General features: G+C 73.5%; 16 protein-coding genes. 7 read left to right on the top strand and 9 right to left on the bottom strand.

Annotation, left to right across the window (positions count from 1 at the left end; all coding sequences use genetic code 11):
* Positions 1-224: 224 nt before the first annotated feature.
* The gene (locus tag DY240_RS31680) at positions 225-395 is read left to right on the top strand and encodes a hypothetical protein (protein ID WP_158602745.1); all 171 of its coding nucleotides are present in this window, start codon (positions 225-227) and stop codon (positions 393-395) included.
* Between the two features lie 69 nt (positions 396-464).
* Entirely contained in the window at positions 465-3,371 is a 2,907-nt protein-coding gene (locus DY240_RS34005; protein ID WP_158602744.1) for a helix-turn-helix transcriptional regulator, read from the top strand.
* A gap of 91 nt (positions 3,372-3,462) precedes the next feature.
* Here DY240_RS34005 and DY240_RS05415 read toward each other — a convergent pair whose 3' ends face one another.
* Both DY240_RS05415 and DY240_RS05410 read right to left on the bottom strand, forming a co-directional pair.
* The gene (locus DY240_RS05415) at positions 3,463-4,233 is read right to left on the bottom strand and encodes an NAD-dependent epimerase/dehydratase family protein (RefSeq protein WP_119658937.1); all 771 of its coding nucleotides are present in this window, start codon (positions 4,231-4,233) and stop codon (positions 3,463-3,465) included.
* Between the two features lie 7 nt (positions 4,234-4,240).
* The gene (locus tag DY240_RS05410; protein WP_158602743.1) at positions 4,241-5,377 is read right to left on the bottom strand and encodes a mandelate racemase/muconate lactonizing enzyme family protein; all 1,137 of its coding nucleotides are present in this window, start codon (positions 5,375-5,377) and stop codon (positions 4,241-4,243) included.
* A gap of 82 nt (positions 5,378-5,459) precedes the next feature.
* On the opposite strand from DY240_RS05410, the gene DY240_RS05405 reads away from it, so the two are divergent.
* Positions 5,460-6,197 (top strand): SDR family NAD(P)-dependent oxidoreductase, encoded by a 738-nt coding sequence (locus DY240_RS05405; protein WP_119658935.1) that lies wholly within the window; start codon positions 5,460-5,462, stop codon positions 6,195-6,197.
* A gap of 107 nt (positions 6,198-6,304) precedes the next feature.
* On the top strand, positions 6,305-7,072 hold the full coding sequence (map, locus tag DY240_RS05400) for a type I methionyl aminopeptidase (protein WP_119658934.1): 768 nt from the start codon (positions 6,305-6,307) through the stop codon (positions 7,070-7,072).
* An 18-nt stretch (positions 7,073-7,090) separates the two neighbouring features.
* Here the strand turns inward: map and DY240_RS05395 are convergent, their stop codons facing one another.
* The 6 genes from DY240_RS05395 to DY240_RS05370 all read right to left on the bottom strand — a co-directional run bounded on the left by DY240_RS05395 (position 7,091) and on the right by DY240_RS05370 (position 17,145).
* Entirely contained in the window at positions 7,091-8,221 is a 1,131-nt protein-coding gene (locus tag DY240_RS05395; RefSeq protein WP_233552618.1) for a mandelate racemase/muconate lactonizing enzyme family protein, read from the bottom strand.
* A 22-nt stretch (positions 8,222-8,243) separates the two neighbouring features.
* Positions 8,244-12,923 carry a golvesin C-terminal-like domain-containing protein gene (locus tag DY240_RS05390; RefSeq protein ID WP_119658932.1) on the bottom strand — a complete coding sequence of 1,560 codons (4,680 nt, stop codon included), beginning with the start codon at positions 12,921-12,923 and terminating at the stop codon, positions 8,244-8,246.
* A gap of 94 nt (positions 12,924-13,017) precedes the next feature.
* Positions 13,018-13,914, bottom strand: coding sequence for a carbohydrate ABC transporter permease (locus DY240_RS05385; protein ID WP_119658931.1), 897 nt, complete (start codon positions 13,912-13,914; stop codon positions 13,018-13,020).
* A complete protein-coding gene (locus DY240_RS05380; RefSeq protein WP_119658930.1) occupies positions 13,911-14,855 on the bottom strand; it encodes a carbohydrate ABC transporter permease in 945 nt (314 codons plus the stop codon). The genes DY240_RS05385 and DY240_RS05380 overlap by 4 nt, the downstream gene beginning before the upstream one ends.
* A 4-nt stretch (positions 14,856-14,859) precedes the next feature.
* Positions 14,860-16,317, bottom strand: coding sequence for an ABC transporter substrate-binding protein (locus tag DY240_RS05375; protein ID WP_119658929.1), 1,458 nt, complete (start codon positions 16,315-16,317; stop codon positions 14,860-14,862).
* Positions 16,318-16,347: 30 nt separating this feature from the next.
* Entirely contained in the window at positions 16,348-17,145 is a 798-nt protein-coding gene (locus tag DY240_RS05370) for an IclR family transcriptional regulator (protein WP_119658928.1), read from the bottom strand.
* Positions 17,146-17,231: 86 nt separating this feature from the next.
* Between DY240_RS05370 and DY240_RS05365 the strand changes: the two genes are divergently transcribed.
* Genes DY240_RS05365 through DY240_RS05355 form a run of 3 tightly spaced genes read left to right on the top strand, consistent with a single transcriptional unit; the run spans position 17,232 to position 19,911 of the window.
* Positions 17,232-18,401: a mandelate racemase/muconate lactonizing enzyme family protein gene (locus tag DY240_RS05365; RefSeq protein ID WP_119658927.1), complete on the top strand. Its 1,170-nt coding sequence runs from the start codon at positions 17,232-17,234 to the stop codon at positions 18,399-18,401.
* Entirely contained in the window at positions 18,398-19,303 is a 906-nt protein-coding gene (locus DY240_RS05360) for a dihydrodipicolinate synthase family protein (RefSeq protein ID WP_119658926.1), read from the top strand. The genes DY240_RS05365 and DY240_RS05360 overlap by 4 nt, the downstream gene beginning before the upstream one ends.
* A 14-nt stretch (positions 19,304-19,317) precedes the next feature.
* The gene (locus DY240_RS05355) at positions 19,318-19,911 is read left to right on the top strand and encodes a YesL family protein (RefSeq protein WP_119658925.1); all 594 of its coding nucleotides are present in this window, start codon (positions 19,318-19,320) and stop codon (positions 19,909-19,911) included.
* A gap of 14 nt (positions 19,912-19,925) precedes the next feature.
* Here the strand turns inward: DY240_RS05355 and DY240_RS05350 are convergent, their stop codons facing one another.
* A complete protein-coding gene (locus tag DY240_RS05350) occupies positions 19,926-20,996 on the bottom strand; it encodes a 3-deoxy-7-phosphoheptulonate synthase (protein WP_119658924.1) in 1,071 nt (356 codons plus the stop codon).
* Positions 20,997-21,246: the final 250 nt, after the last annotated feature.

The raw sequence follows: 21,246 nt of genomic DNA, 5'->3' as shown, positions 1-21,246 counted from the left end.
CTCGCCCTCACCTACCGCGGAGGCATCGTGCTCGCCGCCGTCACCATCTGGCTACGCCAATAAGGAGACGCGCCCTAGGCCGCTCAGCCCACCTTAGGTGGTGCCTCAGACCGCCTTAGACGACACCGGGCGGCCACAATGCGGCAGTCTCCCGATGCGTCACACGGCGCCTCAGAACCATGCTCGATGACAGAACGCACGAGTATGGCGAGGAGCCGAGCATCATGAGCATCCACGGGGACTACGCGGCACGGATCGTCCACGACCAGAGGTCGCGCGAATTCCAGGCCGACGCACGCAGGGACGGGCTCGTCCGGCAGGCGCTGGCCGCGGCCAAGCGCACGGCCGGCCGCAAGGCCGCCGCCACGGCGCGCAGCCGGGCCCGGACGGCCTGAGCGGGGGGACGGGTCAGCTGGAAGGACATTCGGATGGGGCTGTCGGTGGCGGGTGGCAGGATGAATGACGTGGTCGTTCACGTCACCCGCACCACTGGCCTCGTCGGAAGGGAAGCGCAGCTCGCCGACCTCCGGGCGGCGCATGCCGTCGCGTGCGCGGGTGAGCCGGTCACCGTCCTCGTCGGGGGCGAGGCCGGCATCGGCAAGACCCGCCTGGCCGAGGAGTTCGTGGCCGAGGTGGCCGCGGCCGGCACGCGCACCGTCGCCGGGCAGTCCGTCCCGCTCGACGGCGAGGGGCCGGCCTTCGCGCCGCTGGTCGGCGCGCTGCGCGGGTTGCACGCCGAGTTCGGGGCGCAGCGGCTGCTCGAGCTGGCCGGCCCCGGCGGCGAGACACTGGCCGGGCTGGTGCCCGAGCTGGGGGTCGCGCCGGCCGAGGGGCCCGAGGGCCGCGGCCGGCTGTACGAGGTGGTCACGTCGCTGTTCGAGCGGGTGGCGGCCGACCGCCCGCTGGTCGTGGTGCTCGAGGACCTGCAGTGGGCCGACAGCCCGACGCGCGACCTGCTGCGCTTCCTGGTGCGCGGCGTGCGCGACGCCCAGTTGATGCTGCTCGCCACCTACCGCTCCGACGAGCTGCACCGCGGCCACCCGCTGCGTCCGCTGCTGGCCGAGCTCGACCGCCTGCGCCAGGTGCGCCGCATCGAGCTGCCCCGGCTCGACGCCGACGAGGTCGTGCAGCAGCTGCGCGAGCTGCTCGGCCGGCCGCCCGAGCGCGCCCACGTCGACCGCGTCATCAAGCGCAGCGAGGGCATCCCGTTCTTCGTCGAGGAGCTCGCGCACGCCGACGGCGGCTGCGCCGAGCTGCCGGGCTCGCTGCGCGACCTGCTGCTGGTCCGGGTCGAGCCGCTGTCCGAGGAGACCCAGCGGCTGCTGCGGCTCATGTCGGCGGCCGGCAACCGCGTCGACCATTCCGTGCTCGAGATCGTCGCCGACGAGCAGTCCGGTCCGCTGGAGACCGCGTTGCGCGAGGCCGTCTCGGCCGGCGTCATCGTCGTCGACGGCGACGGCTACGCGTTCCGGCACGCGCTGCTGCGCGAGGCGCTGCACGACGACATGCTGCCGGGCGAGCACGCCCGCATGCATGCCCGCTACGCGCAGGCGCTCGAGGCGCACCCCGAGCTGATGCCCAACACGCCCACGGCGGCCGAGGTGGCGCACCACTGGTACTCCGCCCACGACGTCGAGCGCGCGTTCGCCTGGTCGCTGACAGCCGCCGACGAACTGGTCCGCAGCTACGCCCACGCCACCGCTCAGCAGCTGCTCGAGCGGGCGCTGGAGCTGTGGGACCAGGTCGCCGAGCCCGAGCAGGTGGCCGGCAGCGACCGCCTCGACGTCCTCATCCGCGCGGCCACCGAGGCCTACGCCGCCGGCGACTTCGAGCGCACCTTGTCGCTGGTCAAAGAGGCACTGCGGCTGGTCGACCGCGCGGCCGACCCCGCCCGGGCCGGCTGGCTGCTGGCGCTGCAGGGCAACGTGAAGAACCGGCTCGGCCGCCACGGCGCCATCGAGGCGCTCATGGAGGCGCGCGAGCTCATCCCGGCCGAGCCGTCGGTGCAGCGGGCCGAGGCCCTGGACTGGCTGGCCACCATGCTCATGCTCGACTGGCGGTTCGACGAATGCCTGGTCATCGCCGACGAGGCCGAGCAGGTCGCGTCGGCCGCCGGGCTCGAGCGCATCGTCGCGTCCGCGCAGATCACCCGGGGCACGGCGTGGGTGCACATGGGCGACGCCGACAAGGCGCTGGCCGAGCTGCGCCTCGCCGGCCCCACCGCCACCGCCGATCCCGACCACCTGCACCGCTACTTCGTCAACCTCTCCGACGCCTACACCCTGCTCGGCCGCTACCGCGACGCCGTCGACGTCGCCACCGAGGGCTACGAGCACGCCCGCAAGCGCGGCCGCAAGCGCACCTCCGGCGTGGTGCTGGCCGGCAACGCCGCCGAGCCGATGCTGGCGCTGGGCGACTGGGAGCGGGCCGAGCGGATGATCGAACGCGGCCTCGAGCTCGTGCCGCCGCCCAACCACGAGCGGCACATGATCGGCCTGCAGGCCTGGCTCGGCCTGTGGCGGGGCGACGTCGACGCGGCGGCCGCGGCGGTCGAGCGGCTGCGAGCCGGCATGACCCGCCGCGTCGTGCTGCCGCAGGACAGCCGGCTGGTGGCGCGCCTCGAGGCCGACGTCGCCCTCGCGCTGGACGACGCCGAGCGCGCCTGGGCCACCGTCACCGGCGAGATCGGGGCGCACCCCGACGCCGCGGTGCCCGGCTACGACCTGCCGCTGGCCTTCGCCGGGGCGCAGGCGCTGGGCGCGCGCATCCGCGCCGCCGGCGGCGACGACGGCTTCGCGTCCGACGCTGCCTGGCTGCGCGCGCTCACCGAGCAGGCGGCCCGCGGCTGGCCCGTCGGCGTGTGGACCGTGCTGATCGACGCCGAGCTGGCCGGACGCGGCGGCACCGACGCCGAGACGTGGGAGCGCGCGCTGGCGGCGTTGCGGGCGGCCGAGGGGCCGGTCCACCTGGTCCCGTACGCCGGCTATCGGCTCGGCCAGGCTCTCGTCGCCGCCGGCGACCGCGACGGAGCGCTCGACGCGCTGCGCCAGGCCGCCGCCGCGGCCGACGCCCTGGGCGCCGGGCTGTTCCGCGGCTGGATCGGCGCCTTCTCGCGGCGGGCCCAGCTGCCACTCGTCTCCGGCGTCCCCGCACCGCCCGCGCCGTCCGGCCTGACGGTGCGCGAGCACGAGGTGCTCCGGCTGGTCGCGGCCGGGCGCAGCAACCGCGAGATCGGCGAAGAGTTGTTCATCAGCGCCAAGACCGCCAGCGTGCACGTGTCGAACATTCTCGCCAAGCTGGGCGCCTCGGGCCGGGGCGAGGCGGCCGCCATCGCCCACCGCGACGGCCTGCTCGACACCGCCGCCTCCTGAGCCTGCGCGCGCCCACCCGGCCGGCCCCAGGCGCACCCCGTCGCGCCTCGCCCCACCCCACCCCACAGCAAAGATCAACGGGTGGACGGGGTCAGGGGACGGCGACGCGCTCGTCGCGCCACCGGCACAGGCCGCCGTCGCCGGGGACGACGTCGCCCGCGTAGGCCTCGGAGTCCGACTCCGGCCGGTAGCCCAGCTCGTCCGTCGCGTTGGCGTAGGAGAAGACGCCACGGGTGTTGGCCGACACCCCGAAGTAGCAGCCGTACCGGACGTCCGCCGCCAGCGCGGCCCGCACCAGCAGCCGCAGGTCGCCGGGGGAGAGCCAGCCGAGCAGGTTGCCGGTGTCGGCGGGCCGCGGCACCACGCCGCCCAGGCGCAGGCACAGCACTGCCGGCCCGCCGCCGTCGGCGACGGTGCGGCCGTAGGCCTCGGCGAACACCTTGGCGGCGCCGTAGGTGCAACAGGGCCGGACCGGCCACGCCGGGTCGACCAGCGTGCCGGCGGGCAGGCCCTCGGCGACGTAGCCGCCCATCGCGTGCACCGAGCTGGCCAGCACCACCGTCGACACGCCTGCCGCCCAGGCCGCGTCCAGCAACGTCACGACGGCGTCGGCGTTCGGGCGGCGCAGCTGATCCCAGGACGCCCCGGGCGACGGGTTGGCGGCGAGGTGCACGACGGCGTCCATGCCGTGCACCGCGGCCGCCGTGAATGCGGGGTCGGCGAGGTCGCCCGTGCGGGTGTCGGCGCCGTCCCAGCCGGTCACCTCGCGGGTGTCGACGGCGCGGACGTCGAGGCCGGTCAGGCCGGGCCGGAGCATGTGTGCGACCTTGCCGGCCGCTCCGGTCACGAGAACAGCGGACATGCGTACCTCACCAGTTCGTCAGCGAGCCGTCGGGACGACGGTAGCGGGGCGGCGGCCCGAGCTCGCCCGTGGCCGCGCGGCGGGCCGCCGGCAGGTCGATCTCGACCCCCAGGCCGGGCCCGTCGCCGGGGCGGACGGTGCCCGCCTCGACCACCGGGCCGGCCAGCACCAGCGGGTCGCCGGCCCACCCGTGCGGGTGGCCCTGCTCCTGCACGCTGACGTTCGGCAGGTTGAGGTTGAGGTGCGCCGACGCCGCCGTGCAGACCGGGCCGAGCGGGTTGTGCGTGGCGACCTGGATGTGGTGTGCCTCGGCCATCGCGGCGATCTTGCGGCCCTGGGTGAGCCCGGTGTTGGCGAGGTCGATGCGGGCGTGGTCGACGAGGTCGCCCTCGAGCAGCGGCCGGAACTCCCACACCGTCGTCAGCTGCTCGCCGGCCGCCAGCGGCACGCCGGTGCGGGCCCGCAGCGTCCGGTACGCGTCGAGGTTCTCCGCCCGCAGCGGGTCCTCGACGAAGAACGGCCGAGCCGGCTCGATCTCGCGGCAGAAGACGGCCGCCTCGGCCGGGTCCAGCCGGGTGTGCACGTCGATGAGCAGCTCGACGTCGTCGCCGACGGCCTCGCGCAGACCGTGGAAGACGGCGATGTTGTCGCGCAGCGTCGCCCGCGGCTCGAGTACCGGCTCGGCCGGCGGCTGCAGCCCGAGGCGCAGGTGCTGCCAGCCCTGCTCGACCAGCCGCTGCGCCCGGTCGACGTACTGTGCCAGGCCGCGGCCCTGCAGGTGCACGTAGGCGGGGACGTGCTCGCGGACGGCGCCGCCGAGCAGCTCGTGGACGGGGACGCCGAGCGCCTTGCCGCGCAGGTCCCACAACGCGAGGTCGATGCCCGCCGCGGCCGCGGCGACGTCGCCGACGGCGGGGAAGAAGCCGCCGCGCAGGAACAGCTGCGAGAGTTCCTCGATGCGGTGTGCCTCGGTGCCGACGGCGAGTTCGGCGAAGTCGGCCAGCGCGCCCAGCACGGCGCGCGGCCGCGACCGCATCCCGACCTCGCCGAGGCCGTGCAGGCCCTCGTCGGTGTGCACGACGACCAGCAGGTACGTCCCGGTGCCGGTGGCGACGACCAGCGGTTCGACCTCGGTGATCTTCATCGATGCGACCTCAGCTCGATATCCATATGGTGATAGTGTCATGCTGATGATGCACTAGTTGTGCAATTTTGAGGAGGTCGGGGTGTCCGGACGCGGTGTGCTGCTGATCGGTGCGTCGTCTGAGATCGGTCGTGCCATCGCCGACCGGTTCGCCGCCGGCGGCGACACCGTCGTCGGCGTCAGCGTCCACCCGCTCGACCACCCGTCCCTGGCCGTGCACCTCGAGGCCGACTGCGCCACCGCGGCCGGCGCCCGCCGGGTCGTCGGCACCGTACTCGAGCGGGCCGGCCGGCTCGACGTCATCGTGCCGGCGGCGGCCGTCCAGCCGACCGCGCCGCTCGTCGAGACCACCGACGAGCAGTGGCACGCCGCCCTCGGCGCCGTCCTGACGACCGCCTTCCAGGTCTGCAAGCAGGGCCTCCCGCACCTCGCCCCGGGCTCGTCGATCGTCGCGGTGTCGTCGGTGAACGGACGGGTCGCCGCCCCGTGGCTGCCCGCGTACGCCGCCGCGAAGGCCGGCCTCGAGGGCCTGGTGCGCCAGCTCGCGCTGGACTACGGCCCGCGCGGCGTCCGCGTCAACGCCGTCGTCCCCGGACTCATCACCACCGACGCCGACGACCGGCCGGGCCTCGCGGAGGGTTACGCCCTGTGCCGCACGGGGCGTCCGGCCGAGGTCGCCGAGGTGGTGCACTTCCTGGCCGGCGACGGCGCCTCCTTCGTCACCGGCCAGGCTCTGCCGGTCGACGGCGGGCTCACCATCGCCAGCCCGGCCGCGTTCGCCCGGCCCGAGATGCGCGCCCGCTTCCTCCCCGGCGGCTGAGCAACCACGCCACCCCGCCCCGGTCCTGCCCCACCCAACTTCAGGGTGGGGTGGGGCGGGGGCGAGGGGGGTGGGCGGTGCCGGTATAGTAATACCGGAGGTGCGGTGTGATCGAACTGAAGACCGAGGCCGAGATCGCCAAGATGCGCGCGGCCGGACGACTCGTGGCGGGCATTCTGGCCGAGCTGCGGCCGATGGTCCGGCCCGGCGTGAACCTGCTCGACATCGAGCACCGGGCGCGCGAGCTCATCGCCGACGGCGGCGGAGTGTCGTGCTACTGGGACTACGCGCCGTCGTTCGGCCGCGGGCCGTTCCGCAACGTCATCTGCCTGTCGCTCAACGACGCCGTCCTGCACGGACTGCCCCATGACGTCACCCTTCGCGACGGCGACCTGCTCAGTCTGGACATCGCCGTCTCGCTGGACGGCTGGGTGGGCGACAGCGCGATCAGCGTCATCGCCGGCACGCCCCGCGCCGAGGACGTCCGGCTGATCCGGGCCACCGAGGAGGCGCTGGCGGCCGGCATCGCGGCGGCCCGGCCCGGCGGACGCATCGGCGACGTCTCGGCGGCCATCGCCGAGGTCGCCCGCGCCTACGGGTACACGCCGAACGGCGAGTTCGGCGGCCACGGCGTCGGCCGGACCATGCACGAGGACGAGCCGGCCGTGCCCAACATCGGCCGGCCGGGACGCGGCTATCCGCTGCGTCCCGGCCTCACCTTCGCCGTCGAACCGTGGTTCGCCGCCGGCACCAGCCGCATCGTCTACGACCCGGACGGCTGGACGATCCGCTCCGCCGACGGGTCGCGCACCGCCCACAGCGAGCACACCATCGCCATCACGCCGGACGGCGCCGAGGTGCTGACCGCGCCCTGACGGGCGCCGTCGAACCGGTCAGCGGTCGACGACGGCGGCACGGACCTTGTCCTCGTCGACCACCACGCCGAGGCCGGGGCCGTCGGGCAGCAGGTACGCGCCGGCCTCGGCGACGATCGGCTCGGCCAGCAGGGCGTTGGCCAGGTCGACCGTCCCCGGCGAGTACTCGAAGAACGGCGCGTTGTCCGCCGCCGCCGCGACGTGCAGCCCGGCCGCCAGCGCCAGCCCGAGCGCCGCCGAGTGGTGCGGCATGATCGGCCGGTACGCGGTGTTGGCCAGCGTCGCGATGGCGTTGCCCTCGGTGATGCCGGTGCGGCCGATGTCGGGCTGGTAGATGTCCAGCGCGTCGACGGCCAGCCAGTCGGCCACCTCGTAGCGGTGCCGGTGCGCCTCGCCGGCGGCGATCGGCAGGTCAGCGGCGGCCGCCAGGGCGGCGTACCCGCGGGCGTGCTCGGCCGGCAGCGCCGACTCGAGGAACCACGCGCCGCGGGCCGCCAGCTCGCGGGCCAGCCGCAGGCCTGACGCGCCGTCCAGCCGGCAGTGCACGTCGACGGCGAACCGGGCGTCGGGCAGCACCGCGGCGGCCCGGTCGAACACCACCAGCGCCTCGTCCACGTCCGGGCCGAGGTGCAGCTTGAACCGCCGGACGCCGTCGTCCCAGTGCCGCCGGAACTCGTCGGCGGTGGTGGCGGTGCCGACGGACGTGAGGTAGCTGGGGATGCGCCGCTGGAACGCCCCGCCCAGCAGCGCCGCCACCGACAACCCGGTGGCCCGCCCGAGCAGATCCCACAGCGCGATGTCGACCGCGGCCAGCGCGTCGGCCTGGTGGCCGCCGAGGTGGCCGCGCTCGCGCATCAGCTCGCCGAGGCGGAACCGCAGCGGCCGCACGTCCGCCGCGTCGGCGCCGAGCAGCGCCGGCGTGAGCAGGTCCTCGACGATCGCGGCGACGACCCGCGGCCCGACCGGCACCAGCGCCTCGCCCCAGCCGACCAGCCCGTCGGTCGTCTCGATGCGGACGAACACCGTCTCGCGGCTGGGCGAGTAGATGGTCGGCCGCTGGTGCGGCGCCTGGTAGTCGGGGCCGCCGCGGTCGGGCGTGCCGTCCAGCGCCAGCCGGAGCGGGAACGCCTCGACCGCCGCGATCACCATGCTCTTCACCTGTTCTCCGATCTCACTGCGCGGGCACGACGGGCTCGAACCGGGCCGCGTCGGCACGATGGTGGCCGGCCGCGACGGAGGCCAGCCGGACCGCCGCGGTCGCGGGGTCCAGGTCGACGATGCCGAGCTGCCGCCAGGCGCCCGCGCCGACAGTCTGGTCGACGACGACGGTGAGCGCATCGCCGGCGGTCACGACGGTGTAGCTGGCGGCCGTCGTGGTCGTCGCGTTCGTCGGGTACCAGACGCTGACCCGGTAGCGCCCCGCCGCGGCGAGCGCGGGAGTCCAGGTCGCGACGGCGCCGGTGGCGCCGCCGGTGAACCGGGACCGGCTGCCGTCGTGACCGAGCAGGCTGCTGGCGCTCCACGCGCCGGACTCCGCGTAGCCCGGGTCCTCGTCGTCCACGACGACGACGGCGGAGGGGTCCGGCGTCCCGACGGCCACGGCCAGCGCCGTCTCCGCACCGGCGGCCGACAGCATGACCTCGTGCAGCATGCCCGCCACGGCGTCGGCCGGCGCCGTCAGCTGGAACTCCAGCGGCATCGAGGCGCCGCCGGCGAGGTCGACGTCCACGGAGGCCGGCGCGACGGTCCAGCCGGCCGGTGCCGCCACGGTCGCGGTGCCGCTCACGGGCGTGCCGTCGCGAGCCGTCAGGGTCGCCGTCAGCGTCGTCGTCCCGCCCGGCCCGGCGACGTCCGCGGCGGCCACCTCCGACAGCACCGGCAGCAGCGCGGCCGCGTCGACCGGCTGGAACCGCACCGCGTCGGCCCGGAGGAAGCCGGGGTTGCGCACCTCGGCCCGCACGTAGCCCTCGGTGCCGGCGGTGAACCGGAACCGGCCCAGCGGCCGCCAGCTGTTGGCGTCCTGCTGCTGGTCGACGACGAACTCGCTGTCGCCGTCGGCGTGGTGGACGATGTAGACCGCCGCGCGTGTCGTGTCGGCGTTGCTCGGGTACCAGACGGCGACGTCGTAGCTGCCGTCGGCGGGCAGCTCCGGCCGCCAGGTGGCGGTGCCGCCGAGCCGGTTCTCCTCGCTGTAGCGCGAGGGCGTGCGGTTCCAGCCGGTGAGGCCGCTGGGCAGCCACCAGCCGGTCTCGACGTAGCGCGGCCAGGGGTGCGCGTCGTCGACGATGATGTCCGTGCCGGCCAGCCGGACGGTGACGGCCCGCTCGCCGGCCCCGTCGGCCGCGACGGCGACGCGGTGCGCGCTGCCGGGGGCGGCGTCGGCGGCGGAGGTCACGGTGACGGTGTACTCGCGCTCCTCGCGCCCCGGCACGTCGAACGCGATCTCGGTGGCGTCGGCCGTCCACCCCGCCGGCAGGCTGACCCGCAGCGTCCCCGAGCGGGGCAGCGGCCCGACGTTCAGCACGGCGGCGGTCAGCTGGAACGCGTCGCCCGCCGCGGCCAGCTCGGCCGGCGTCGCGGTCAGCGCCGGCAGCTTCAGCGGCGCCAGCACCTCGACAGCCGCCGGGGCGAGCGCGACGCTCCCGCCGGTCCAGCTCGCCGTCCCGGCCAGCTCGACGCCGCCGGTCGCGTCGGACGGCGCGGTGACGTCGAACGTCCAGTCCGCCGTCCCGCCGGCCGGCACCGTCGCGGGCACCTCGCCCACCGGCTGCGCCGTCCAGCCGTCCGGCACGGTCAGCGCCACGGCGGCGCCGGAGAGCTCCGCGGCGCCCGCGCGGACCCGTGCCCGGACCCGGACGGTGTCGCCCGGCGTGGTGTCCGGCGACGCCGACAGCTCACCGTTCGCGGCCTGCCCGGCCGGGACGACGCCGGTGACCGACGCCGGCAGCCGCAGCGTGTGGGGCTGCGTCGCCGCCGCACCGGCGACGACCCGGTACGTGAACGGCGTGGTGAGGCCGTCGACGGGGACGGTCCACTCGTACGGGAACACCTTGGCCGGCGCCTGCTGCTCCGCGCCGTCGCCGACGGCGTAGAACAGCTGCGGCTGCGGCGACTCGACGTCGACCTGCACGTACGCGTCGTACCCGGACCGGTCCGGCCGGACCAGCAGCACCGCGCGGACCAGGCCGGTCTCGGCGGCGGGGTCGAGGAACGCGTCGTGGTGGCTGTCCGGCGACCGGTCGGCGGCGTCGGAGGTCCAGTGCCACGGCACGTCGATGTCGACGCCGCGGACCACGAGCGCGGCGTGGCCCTTGGCCGGCACCGTCGCCGTCAGCTGCCCGCCGCGCAGCGCACGGGACGCCCGGACGCGCGCGCTGGCGCCCAGCACCTCGACCCGGTTCGCGTCGCGCCGCGCCAGCCCGGTGACCGGCGTGGCGACGTCGACGGTCACCCGCTCCTCGGTGTCGCTCTCGTTGGTGAGGCTGATGTACAGGCTGCCGTTGCCGACCGCCGTCAGCCAGTTCACCTGCGGGTTGTCGACTTCGACGATGCCCTTCGGGAAGTAGGGCCAGACGCCGTCCTCGCCGTAGAACGTCCCGGGCGCGTGGCCGTAGGTCGAGTACTTGAAGAACACGTAGTTCGTCTCGAACTGGCGCGGGAAGTCGATCTCGCCGCCGGACCGGGTCATGTGCTCGGTGACCAGGTAGTCCAGCGCCAGGCCCAGCTGGCCGGGGATGTGGTGGAAGTAGATGGTGCTCGACCCGGGCGGGCCCTGGTACGGGAAGTCCGGCTTCATCTGGTCGACGATGAACTGCCGGTTGTAGTACCCGGGGTAGTTGGTGAACCGGCCGACCACCAGGTTGTGCGCCACGTCGCGGAACAGGTCGTCGCCGGTGTGGCGGGCCAGCCGCAGGAAGAACGCCGCCCACGCCGGGATCCAGGTGAAGCCGCCACCGGGGTTCACCCGGCCCGCGGCGATCTTGAACGTGGACAGCTGCTCGAACGTGACGCCGTTGGTCGACGGCATCCAGGCCGGGACCTCTTCGCTCTTCACCGTCGTCTCCGGGTACTCCGGCAGCAGCGGGGTGTTCCAGCGGTCGATCTGGGCGTCGATGAACGGCTGGTTCGGCACCGTCACGGTGGTGTCCGGCACCGGCCGCACCTGCATGAGCGTGACGTAACGCTGCGCCTCGCGGTACGCGCCGTCGAGGAACTCCTGCTCGCCGGTGAGCTCGAACAGCACCAGCAGCTCGGTCCAGCCCTTGACGTAGTTGTAGCCGAAGCCGTTCTCCGCCTGGTTGGTGGTGTACGGCCGCATGATGAGGTCGCGGATGTACCGGCGCGCCTCGGCCTTGGCCTCGGCCAGGTACGCCTCGTTGCCGGTGAGCACGTAGGCCTGCAGCGGGGTACTCACCGGAGTCCGGGCGTCGCGCGAGGGGCGCTGCTCGACCACGTCGCGGGCCAGCCGATGGATGCCGGCGTTCTGACCGCGGGTCTGCTCGTACAGCGGCACCAGCGTGGAGGCGTCGCCGGGGATGCGGCCGATGCGGTACAGGTTGGGGTCGCCGTAGACGGAGGCGCCCGGCACCGGCGTGCTGCCGTGGCCGGCCCGCGACAGGTGGTACTCGATCAGCGGGCGGGCCCGGCGCTCGTACAGCCCGTCATGGCCGGTCAGGTAGTACGCGGACAGCAGGACGCCGGCGATCGGGGTGCGCACCGCCTGGTCGTTCTCGATGTCGACGAACCCCTTGGCCCGGTTCCACCAGCCGCTGAACGACGGCACGAACGACTCGCTGTCGTCACCCTCGGGCTCGACCATGATCAGGTCGATGAGGTTGTGGATGGTGTCGGTGAGCGAGGTGTCGTAGACATTGCGCCGGTAGGGCGCGTAGTCGTACTCGTGGCGGACGAGGTCGCTGTAGGCGTCGTACATGGTGCCGGCCGCGGCGTACAGGCCGAACGCGTAGCCGCGACTCTCGCCGGCGGCCAGCGGCGAGCGGCGGCCGGCCTGCGGCGCGAAGACCACCGGCTGCACGTTGCGCTCGTCGTTGCGCAGGCTCATGCCGAACGGCTGGCCGTCCGGCCCCAGCTCCCGCTCGTGCTCGAACAGCAGCACCTCGCCGGGCGTGTAGACGCCGAGGGTGACGTCGTGATCGCCGATGCGCCGCTGGGTCAGCGACATCGGCGCGAACAGCTCCCACGCGCCGAGCGCCTGCGCGCCCTCGATGACCCGGGCGTGCTGCCGCGACCCGCACAGCACCTCGTCGACGTCGTCGGGGGTTACCGCGTCGACGGACTGGTAGCCGACGACGTAGTGGCCGGCGGCGCCCGCGGTGAGCGTCCACTGCAGTTCCGGGTTGGCGCCGGCCAGCGACCAGCGGACGGTGAGGTCGTAGCCGCCGGGCGGGGTGCTGCGCAGCTCGACGGTGTGCGCGTCGATCTGGGCGAGCGAGTCGAACGCCACCCAGTTCGGCGTCATCGACGTGTAGTAGTCGGTGGGGTTGCCGTCGTCGCCGGTCAGGACGATCCACTGCTCGTCGAAGCGGGCGCCGGGGTCGGTGACGCGCAGCCAGCCGCCGTCGGGGGTGCGGACCTCCACCTCGCGCACGTAGGTGTGTCCGCCGTCCCAGCCGGCGCGGTGGAAGCTCACCCGGTGCCGGTCGCCGGTGATCGTCGCCGCCGGCTCGGTGACCAGGTTGGGCATCGGGAGCCGGCGCAGCGCGTCCGGGAGCGGCGGCTGGCCGTCCGCGGCCGGGGTGGTGGCCGCGGCCACCGGGAGCCCGAACGCGTTGACCACGGGTGGCAGGACGGCCGCGCCGAGCAGCAGCCGGATCGCGGTGCGACGGGACATGCCCGGATTCGGGCAGGCTGACGCCAGGGGTACCTCGTGCATGTGCCAGACCTTTCGTGCGGGGGTCACATGGGGTCGGGTGCGGGGTGAGAGGTCAGTTCTTGACCGCGCCGGCGATTCCTTCGACGAACGTGCGCTGCAGGAAGAGGAAGACGACGACGATCGGGATGGTGCTGATGCACGCGGCGGCCGCCATCCCCGTCCAGTCGGTGCCCTCCTGGCCGAAGAAGTTGTACATGCCGACGCCGAGCGTGCGGAGGTCGGGATTGCCGAGCGTGAACACCAGCGGGACGAAGAACGAGTTCCACGCCGTGATGAAGTTCAGCAGCGTCACGGTGCCGATGACCGGCTTCGAGAGCGGCAGCATCACCCGGAAGAACGTGCGCAGGTAGCCGGCGCCGTCCACCCGCGCGGCGTCCTCCAGGTCGCGGGGGATGCCGGCGAAGAAGCCCATGAACAGCAGGATCGGCACCACCAGGGCGGGTCCGGCCTGCGCGAGCGCCGCGCCGAGCAGGCCGTTGTTCAACCCGAGGTCGCTGACCAGCAGGAACACCGGGATGATGGTGTACCCGTGCGGGATGAACATGGTGGCGATCAGGATGCCGACGATCACCTTCCTGCCCGGCAGGTCCGGCCGCGACAGCGCGTAACCCGCCGCGGCCGACGCGAGCAGCACGATCAGCACCACGGTGATCGAGAACGTGACGGTGTTGATCGTGTAGTCGCCGAACCGGGCGGTCGTCCAGGCCCGCTCGAAGTTCTCGAACGTCCACTCGTCCGGGATCAGCGACAGGCCGCCGAGCAGCATCTCGCTCTGCGACTTGAACGCGGCCGACACCATCCAGATGAACGGGTAGACCCAGAGCAGGCAGAACGGGATGAGGAACAGGTGCCACAGCTTGGGCCGGAGCTTGTACCAGCGGTTGCGCCGGTCCGGGCCGGCCGGCGCGACCGGCGCCGGCGTCTCGCGGACGAGTTCGGTGGTGCTCATGTCGTCGCTCCCGCCTTGTACTGGCGCCGGAGGACCGGGGCCTGCAGCAACGTGATCAGCAGCGTCATCACGCCGAACACCACACCGGCGGCGCAGGCGAACCCGTACCGCGGTGCCTGCAGGAACGGGTCGAACGCGAACCGGTAGATGTAGGTCGGCACCACGTCGGTGGCGTAGTTCGGGCCGCCCTGCGTGGTCGCCTGCACCAGGTCGAACGTGTTGAGGCTGCGCTGGAAGACCAGCAGCAGGATGACGATGGCCAGCGGGATCAGCATCGGCAGCACCACGAAGCGCAGCGACTGCCGCGAGCTGGCCCCGTCGATCAGCGCCGCCTCGTGGATGTCCTTCGGGATGGTCTGCAGGGCCGCGAGCCAGTAGATCAGCGTGATGCCGAAGCCCTTCCAGATGTCGATGCCGATCAGCGTCGGCAACGCCGTCGACGTCGAGCCGAGGAAGTTGATCGAGGAGTCGATCAGTCCCAGGTCCGAGAGCGCGGTGTTGACCACGCCGCGCACGGGGTCGAACAGGATGGCGAACACGATGCCCACCACCGCGGTGGTCGTGACGACCGGCAGGAACAGCGCCAGCCGGTACACGTTGCGGCCGCGCAGCAGGGCGTTGTTCAGCAGGATCGCCAGCACCAGCGCCAGCGGCAGCTCGATGACCAGGGCGGCGAGCGAGAACAGGAACGAGTGCCAGAACGCGTCCCAGAAGTCGCCGGAGCCGAGGACCTCGCGGAAGTTGTCCAGGCCGACCCAGTCAGTCGGCGAGCCGACGCCGTCCCAGTCGAAGAACGAGTACCACCAGCTGGCGATCATCGGCCAGATCGAGAAGCCGCCGAACAGCAGTGCGGCCGGCACGAGGAACGCGTAGCTCCACGCGTGGCGGCGCCAGCGCCCGGCGGCGCGAGGCCGCCGGGCAGCTGCGTACGTCGAAGCCATGGACTTACTGCTCCGGGGTGTAGTTCTCGAGCGGATCCCAGTCGGGGAACGTGATGTCCTCGATCGTCGCGGTGCCGTCCAGCTCGGCGAGCGTCTCGTCGAGGAACGCCTGGATCTGCTGGTCCAGGGCCTGGGCGATCGGCAGGAACGGCTTGTTGTTGATGATCGCGTCGACCGCTGCGTCGGTGTGCTTGAGCTCCGGCCGCTGGGCCCGGGCCCGCAGGATCTCCGCTCCGCCCGGGCTGAGCAGCATCGGGTTGGGCACGACGCGCATGGTCTCCTCGGCCGCGGAGAGGATGGCGGCCTGGTCCTCGTTCTCGCGCGCCTGGTCGGCCCAGGCGTCCTCCAGCGCGGTGAACGAGCCGAACTGCTCGTAGTACGCGCGGTGGAAGTCCTCGGAGGCCAGGAAGTCCATGACCTTCCACGCCTCCTCCGGGTGCTCGGTCTCCGACGACATCGACCAGATCGGCTGGAACGACTGCTTCGTCGGGGTGTACGCCACGCGGCCGCTGTCGGGCACGGGCAGGGGCGCGATGCCCATCTCGATCTCCGGGTTCAGCTTGCGGATCTCCGCGATGTGCCACGGCGCCGTCGGGTACATGGCGATCGTTCCGGCGGCGAACTCGGTGAACGCCCGGGCGCCGTCCCAGCTCTCCCAGCCCGGCACCATGACGCCGTCGGCCTGCATACGACGGTGCAGCTCGACCGCCTCGACCATGCCCGGCGACGCGGTGGCCGGCTGACCGGTGCGGAAGTCGATGCCGTCGCTGACCACCGAGAACGGCGCCGCGACCTGCGCGAGCATCTCGACGGCACCGGCCTTGCCGGTCGTCGGCGCGTAGCCGAAGACCTGCCCGCCGCCGTTCGCGGTGATGGTGCGGGCCATCTCCTCCATCTCGCCCCATGTCTCGGGCGGCCCGTCGTAGCCGTTCTCGCGGAGTACGGCCTCGTTGTACACGAGCACGCGGATGTCCCACTTCCCGGAGACCAGCGGCAGCGTGTACAGCTCGCCGTCGCGGTGCAGGCCGGAGGTGGACGGGTTCATGGTGCCCTCGGGGAACCGCTCGATGAACTCGTCGGTGACGAACTCCTCCAGCGAGTGCACCCAGCCGCGCTCGTACATCCGGTCGAAGCCATCGGCCTGCGCCCGGAAGACGTCGGGCGGGTCGCCCTGCTGGAACATCAGCTCGACGGCGTTGAGCTGCTGGTCCGTGGGGTTCTCGATGATGTCGACCGTGATGCCGGGGTTGTCCTCCTCGAACTGGTCGAACTGGGCGCGGTAGAACTCGCTCGCGCCGGGCGGGTCGGGGACCAGTGCGACGGTGATGGTGACGTTCTCGCCGGAGGCGCCGTCGTTGCCGCTGTCGTCCTCGCCGCTGCCGACGAGGTTGCAGCCGGTGGCCGTCAGCGCGACGGCCGAAACGGCCGCCGCCCAACGCAGCGTGCGTCGTGTGCGGGACATGGTTCTCGCGGACTCCTTTGTCGGTGAACGTTAGGGGTGGTACTGCGACGCCGGCGCGTGCCGGGGACCGAGGTAGCCGAGGCCGACGCTGATGGAGTCGGCCACTTCGATGACGGTGCTGGCCAGCTCGGGCTCGCCGTCGGCGAGACCCAGCGCGGAGAGCGGGCCGGAGATGGACAGTGCGGCGACGATGCTGCCGGACTGGTCGAGGATCGGGGCCGCGACGCAGGAGCGTCCCAGCGCCAGTTCCTCGACCTCGGTCGCGTAGCCGCGGTGGGCGGCCAGGTCGAGCGCGGCGTCGAGCTCGTCGTGGTCGCAGATCGTCCGTGGCGTGTAGCGGTGCAGGTCGGGGAGGAGCTCACGGCGCTCGGCCGGCGTGAGCGCCAGCAACAGGCACTTGCCGATGCCCGTGGCGTGCAGCGGGTTGCGCTGGCCCATCAGGGTGAACGACTTCGGCGCCAGCCGGCCCTCGAAGTTGCACAGGTAGAACAGCGACGAGCCGTGCCGGACCGCGACGTTCACCCCCAGGCCCAGCGACCCGGCCAGCAGTTGCGCGGCCTGCCGGGCCTCGCGGTGCACCGGGTGCTGGTTGATCGCCACGCCGGCCAGCGTGAGCAGGGCCGGGCCGAGGCGATAAAGGTTGCTGGCCGGGTCGCGCTCCACGTACTCGAGCGACTCCAGCGTCGCCAGCAGGCGCGACGCCGTCGACTGACCCAGGCCGGCGTACTTGGCGACGTCGGAGACCCGCAGCGCACGGCCGTCGAGGAAGGCCGCGAGGACGCTCGCCGCCTTCTCGACGCTCTGGTTCGTGCTCTGCTCCGATGCCACCGTCGCTCCTGATATTGAAGGTTGCGTGCACTATGTGGGAGAGTTACGCATATGTTGCATCAAGTCAAGCCCTCTCCGGATGCGCGATGTTGATTCGTGATGTCGAGACCTTCATCCTGAAGGTCGCCGCCGACGACGCGTACCTCGGGGCGCTCCGCGACGGCAGCGCGATCGGCCCGGGCTACACCGTGCGCGAGCCATGGCGCAGCCTGTACTCCGACCGGTTCGAGACACTGCTGGTCAAAGTGACGGCCGACGACGGCACCGCCGGCTGGGGCGAGGCGCTGGCACCGGTGGCGCCGGAGGTGCCCGGCTCGATCGTCGACCTGCTGCTCGCGCCGGTGCTGCGCGGCATGGACGCGACGCGGCCGCGCCCGGCGTGGTCGCGGCTGCGCGACCTCATGCGCGAGCGCGGCCACCTCGCCGGGCATCAGGCCGACGCGCTGGCCGCCGTCGACATCGCCCTGTGGGACCTCGCCGGCCGGCTGGCCGGGCGGCCCGTCGCCGACCTGCTCGGCGGGGCGTTCCGCACGGAGCTGCCGGCCTACGTGTCCGGGCTGCCGCGGCCGTCCGACGCCGCCCGGGCCTGGCTGGCCCGCGACTGGGCGAACCGCGGCGCCAGCGCGGTGAAGCTGCACCTCGGGTACGGCGTCGAGGCCGACCTCGCCACCGTCGACGCGGTCCGCAGCGCCGCGCCGGCGCTGCGGGTGGCCGTCGACGCGCACTGGGCCTACTCGCTCACCGAGGCGCTGCGGCTGGCCGAGGGCCTGGCCGAGCGGTCCGGCTGGTTCCTCGAGGCGCCGCTCGCGCCGGAGGACGTCGCCGGGCACGCCGAACTCGCCGGGCGGTCGCCCGTGCCGATCGCCGCCGGCGAGTCGCTGCGCCACCGGTACGAGTTCCGGCAGTGGCTCGAGGCCGGCGCCATGGCCGTCGCCCAGCCCGACGTCGGCCGCACCGGCATCACCGAGGCCATGGTGATCGCCGAGCTGGCCGCGGCCCGGCACGTGCCGGTCGCGCCGCACCACTCCACCGGCCTCGCCGTGGCGCTGGCCGCCGGGCTGCACGTCGCCGCGGCCGTGGAGCTGCTGGAGGTGTTCGAGTACCAGCCCCTGTCCACCGACGTCGGGCAGCGGATCCTGCGCGCGCCGATCGCCGCCGGCCCGGCCCGCATCCCGCTGCCCACCGGCCCCGGCCTCGGGGTCGACGTCGACGAGGAAGCCGTCCGCAAGATCGCCGAGGAGAGTCGAACCGTATGAGCCACACCGTCCACGGCCTGGTCCCCATCCTGGCCACCCCCTTCCTGCCCGACGGCGCCCTGGACCGGCCGGGCCTGCGCCGGCTGGTCGAGTTCCAGCTGGCCTCCGGTGTCGACGGCGTCGCCGTGTTCGGGATGGCCAGCGAGGGGTTCGCGCTGACGCTGGAGGAGCGCCAGCAGATCCTCGGCGACGTGCGCGCCGTCGTCGGGACCGCCGTTCCAGTGGTCGCCGGGGTGAACGGGACGTCGTCGGTGACGGCGCTCGAGCAGGCCCGCGAGGCGGCGTCCGGCGGCGCCGACGCGCTCATGGTGCTGCCGCCGTTCATGGTCAAGCCGGGCCCGGACCAGCTGGTCGAGTTCTACGGCCGCCTCGGCGAGTTCGCCGTCGCCACCGGCACCGAGGTCATGGTGCAGGACGCGCCCGGCGTCACCGGCGTCGCGATGTCGCCGGCGCTGATCGTCGAGCTGAGCAAGCTCGACGGCGTCACCTCGGTCAAGGTCGAGGCGCCGCCGACGGTGCCCAAGGTCGGCGCCGTCGCCGACGCCGTCGCCGACGAGGACGGCGGGTTCGCCGTGCTGGGCGGGCAGAACGCGCAGTTCGTGCTGGACGAGTACGCGCGCGGCTCGATCGGCACCATGCCGGCCTGCGAGTTCCCCGACCTGCTCGGGCCGATCCTGGCCGACTGGAACGCCGGGCGGCGGGCGCAGGCCCGGGAGGCGTTCGCTCGGTTGCTGCCGCTGATCGTGCACGGCCTGCAGCAGGGCATCGCGTGGGCGGTGCACAAGGAGGTGCTGGTGCGGCGCGGCATCATCGAGCACACGACCGTCCGGCTGCCGGCCAAGACGCTGGACTCGGGCGGCCGCGCGCTGCTGGATGACATCCTGACGGCGTTGGGGCTGTGACGCTCGGGAGGACCATGGCGGAGATCGAGGTCGGCGGACGGTTCGGCCGGCTCTACGCGTACCTGGACTGGCCCGTGCGGCTGGCCGTCCTCAACCTGCTCTGGCTCCTCGGCGTGCTGGCCGGTCTGGTGCTGTTCGGCCTGGCCCCGGCCACGGCCGCGCTGTACGCCGTGCTGCGGGCGTACGTGCTCGGCCGGTCGCCGCGGCTGTGGCGCGACTTCTGGGCCGTCTGGCGGTCGTCGTTGCGCTCGTCGCAGCTCGTGCTGGGCGTGCCGATCCTGACCGTCTGGGTGGTGGTGTTCTACCTGCTGCTGTCCCGGTCGACGCCGCTGGTGTGGGCGATGGCCGTGCTCGCGGCCGGGTACCTCGCGACGCTGCTGCAGCTGCCCGCCGTCGTGGCGCACGTGGACCTGCCGGCGGTGCGGTCGTGGCAGGTCACGGTCGAGGTGGCGTGGCGGCGGCCGCTGGCGACGGTGGCCGTGGCCGGGCTGGTCGTGGTGCTGGCGGTCGGCGGCTGGCTCACGACGCCGGCCGCCGTCCCGCTGTTCTTCCCCGCCCTGCCCGCGCTGCTGGCCACCCTCACCGTCCAGCGCGGGCTCGCCCCGTGACCCGGCGCGGTCGCTCAGCTCGCCACCGTCCGCCGGGCCCGGACCGCCGCGGCCAGGTCGCCGAGCAGGCCCTCCGTCGTCTCCCAGCTCATGCACGCGTCGGTGACGCTCTGGCCGTAGACCAGCGGCGTGCTGCCGATGTCCTGCCGCCCGGCCACCAGGAAGCTCTCCAGCATCACGCCGGCGATGCCGCGCTGGCCGGACGCGACCTGCCCGGCGATCTCGCCGGCGACGACGGCCTGGCGCTCGTGGTCCTTACCGCTGTTGCCGTGGCTGGCGTCGATGACCAGACGCTCCGGCAGCTGCGCCTTGTGCAGCAGCGCGAGCGCGTCGCGGACGTGTTCCGGCCCGTAGTTGGGGCCGGCGCTGCCGCCGCGCAGGATGACGTGGCAGTCGGGGTTGCCGGCGGTGCTGACGGCGGCCGCGCGGCCGTCGTGGTCGACGCCGAAGAAGACGTGCCCGTGCGAGGCGGCCGTGCAGCCGTCGATGGCCGCCTGGACGTCGCCGCTGGTGGCGTTCTTGAAACCGACCGGCATGGACAGGCCGGACGCGAGCTGGCGGTGCACCTGGCTCTCCGGCGTGCGCGCCCCGATGGCGCCCCACGAGACGGTGTCGGCGATGTACTGCGGGCTGATCGGCTCGAGGAACTCGCAGCCCACGGGCAGGCCCTCGCCGAGCACCTCGAACAGCAGCTCGCGGGCGATGCGCAGGCCGCGCTGCACGTCGAACGTCCCGTCCAGGCCGGGGTCGTTGATCAGGCCCTTCCAGCCCACCGTCGTCCGCGGCTTCTCGAAGTACACCCGCATGACGACGGCGAGGTCGTCGCGCAGCGCGTCGGCCACCGGCTTCAGCCGCCGGGCGTAGTCGAGCGCCGCCACCGGGTCGTGCACGGAACACGGGCCCACCACCACCAGCAGGCGGTCGTCGTCGCCGGCCATGATGCGGCGGACCTCCGCCCGGCTCGAGCGCACCAGGGCGGCGTGCTCCTCGTCCATTTGCAGCTCGGCGAGCATCTCGGACGGCGGGACGAGCGGCTGGAAGCCGGTGACGCGCAGGTCGCCGGTGGGGGACTGGGGTTCGGGCATGGGTGCAACGTCTCCTCTGCAACGAGCGGGACGCCCCGTCGGATGCCCTGCGAGCCGGCCCGTCTCATGACGAAGGGCAGAGACGGGACGTCTCTGCCCAGCTGGCTCCGGGTGGGTCGGCGGTCAGCGCATGACGCGCCCGGCTCCACCCGGAGCCTGCGCAAAATACGGATACCGACGAACCACGATCACGGGTCGAACTATAGCCGGAAAGCGGGCCGCGCGTGACGGTGGGTGTGTGGACGGCAGC

This window comes from Jiangella rhizosphaerae, assembly GCF_003579925.1.
Lineage (GTDB): Bacteria > Actinomycetota > Actinomycetes > Jiangellales > Jiangellaceae > Jiangella > Jiangella rhizosphaerae.
This window is presented reverse-complemented; position numbering and strand designations above follow the sequence as displayed.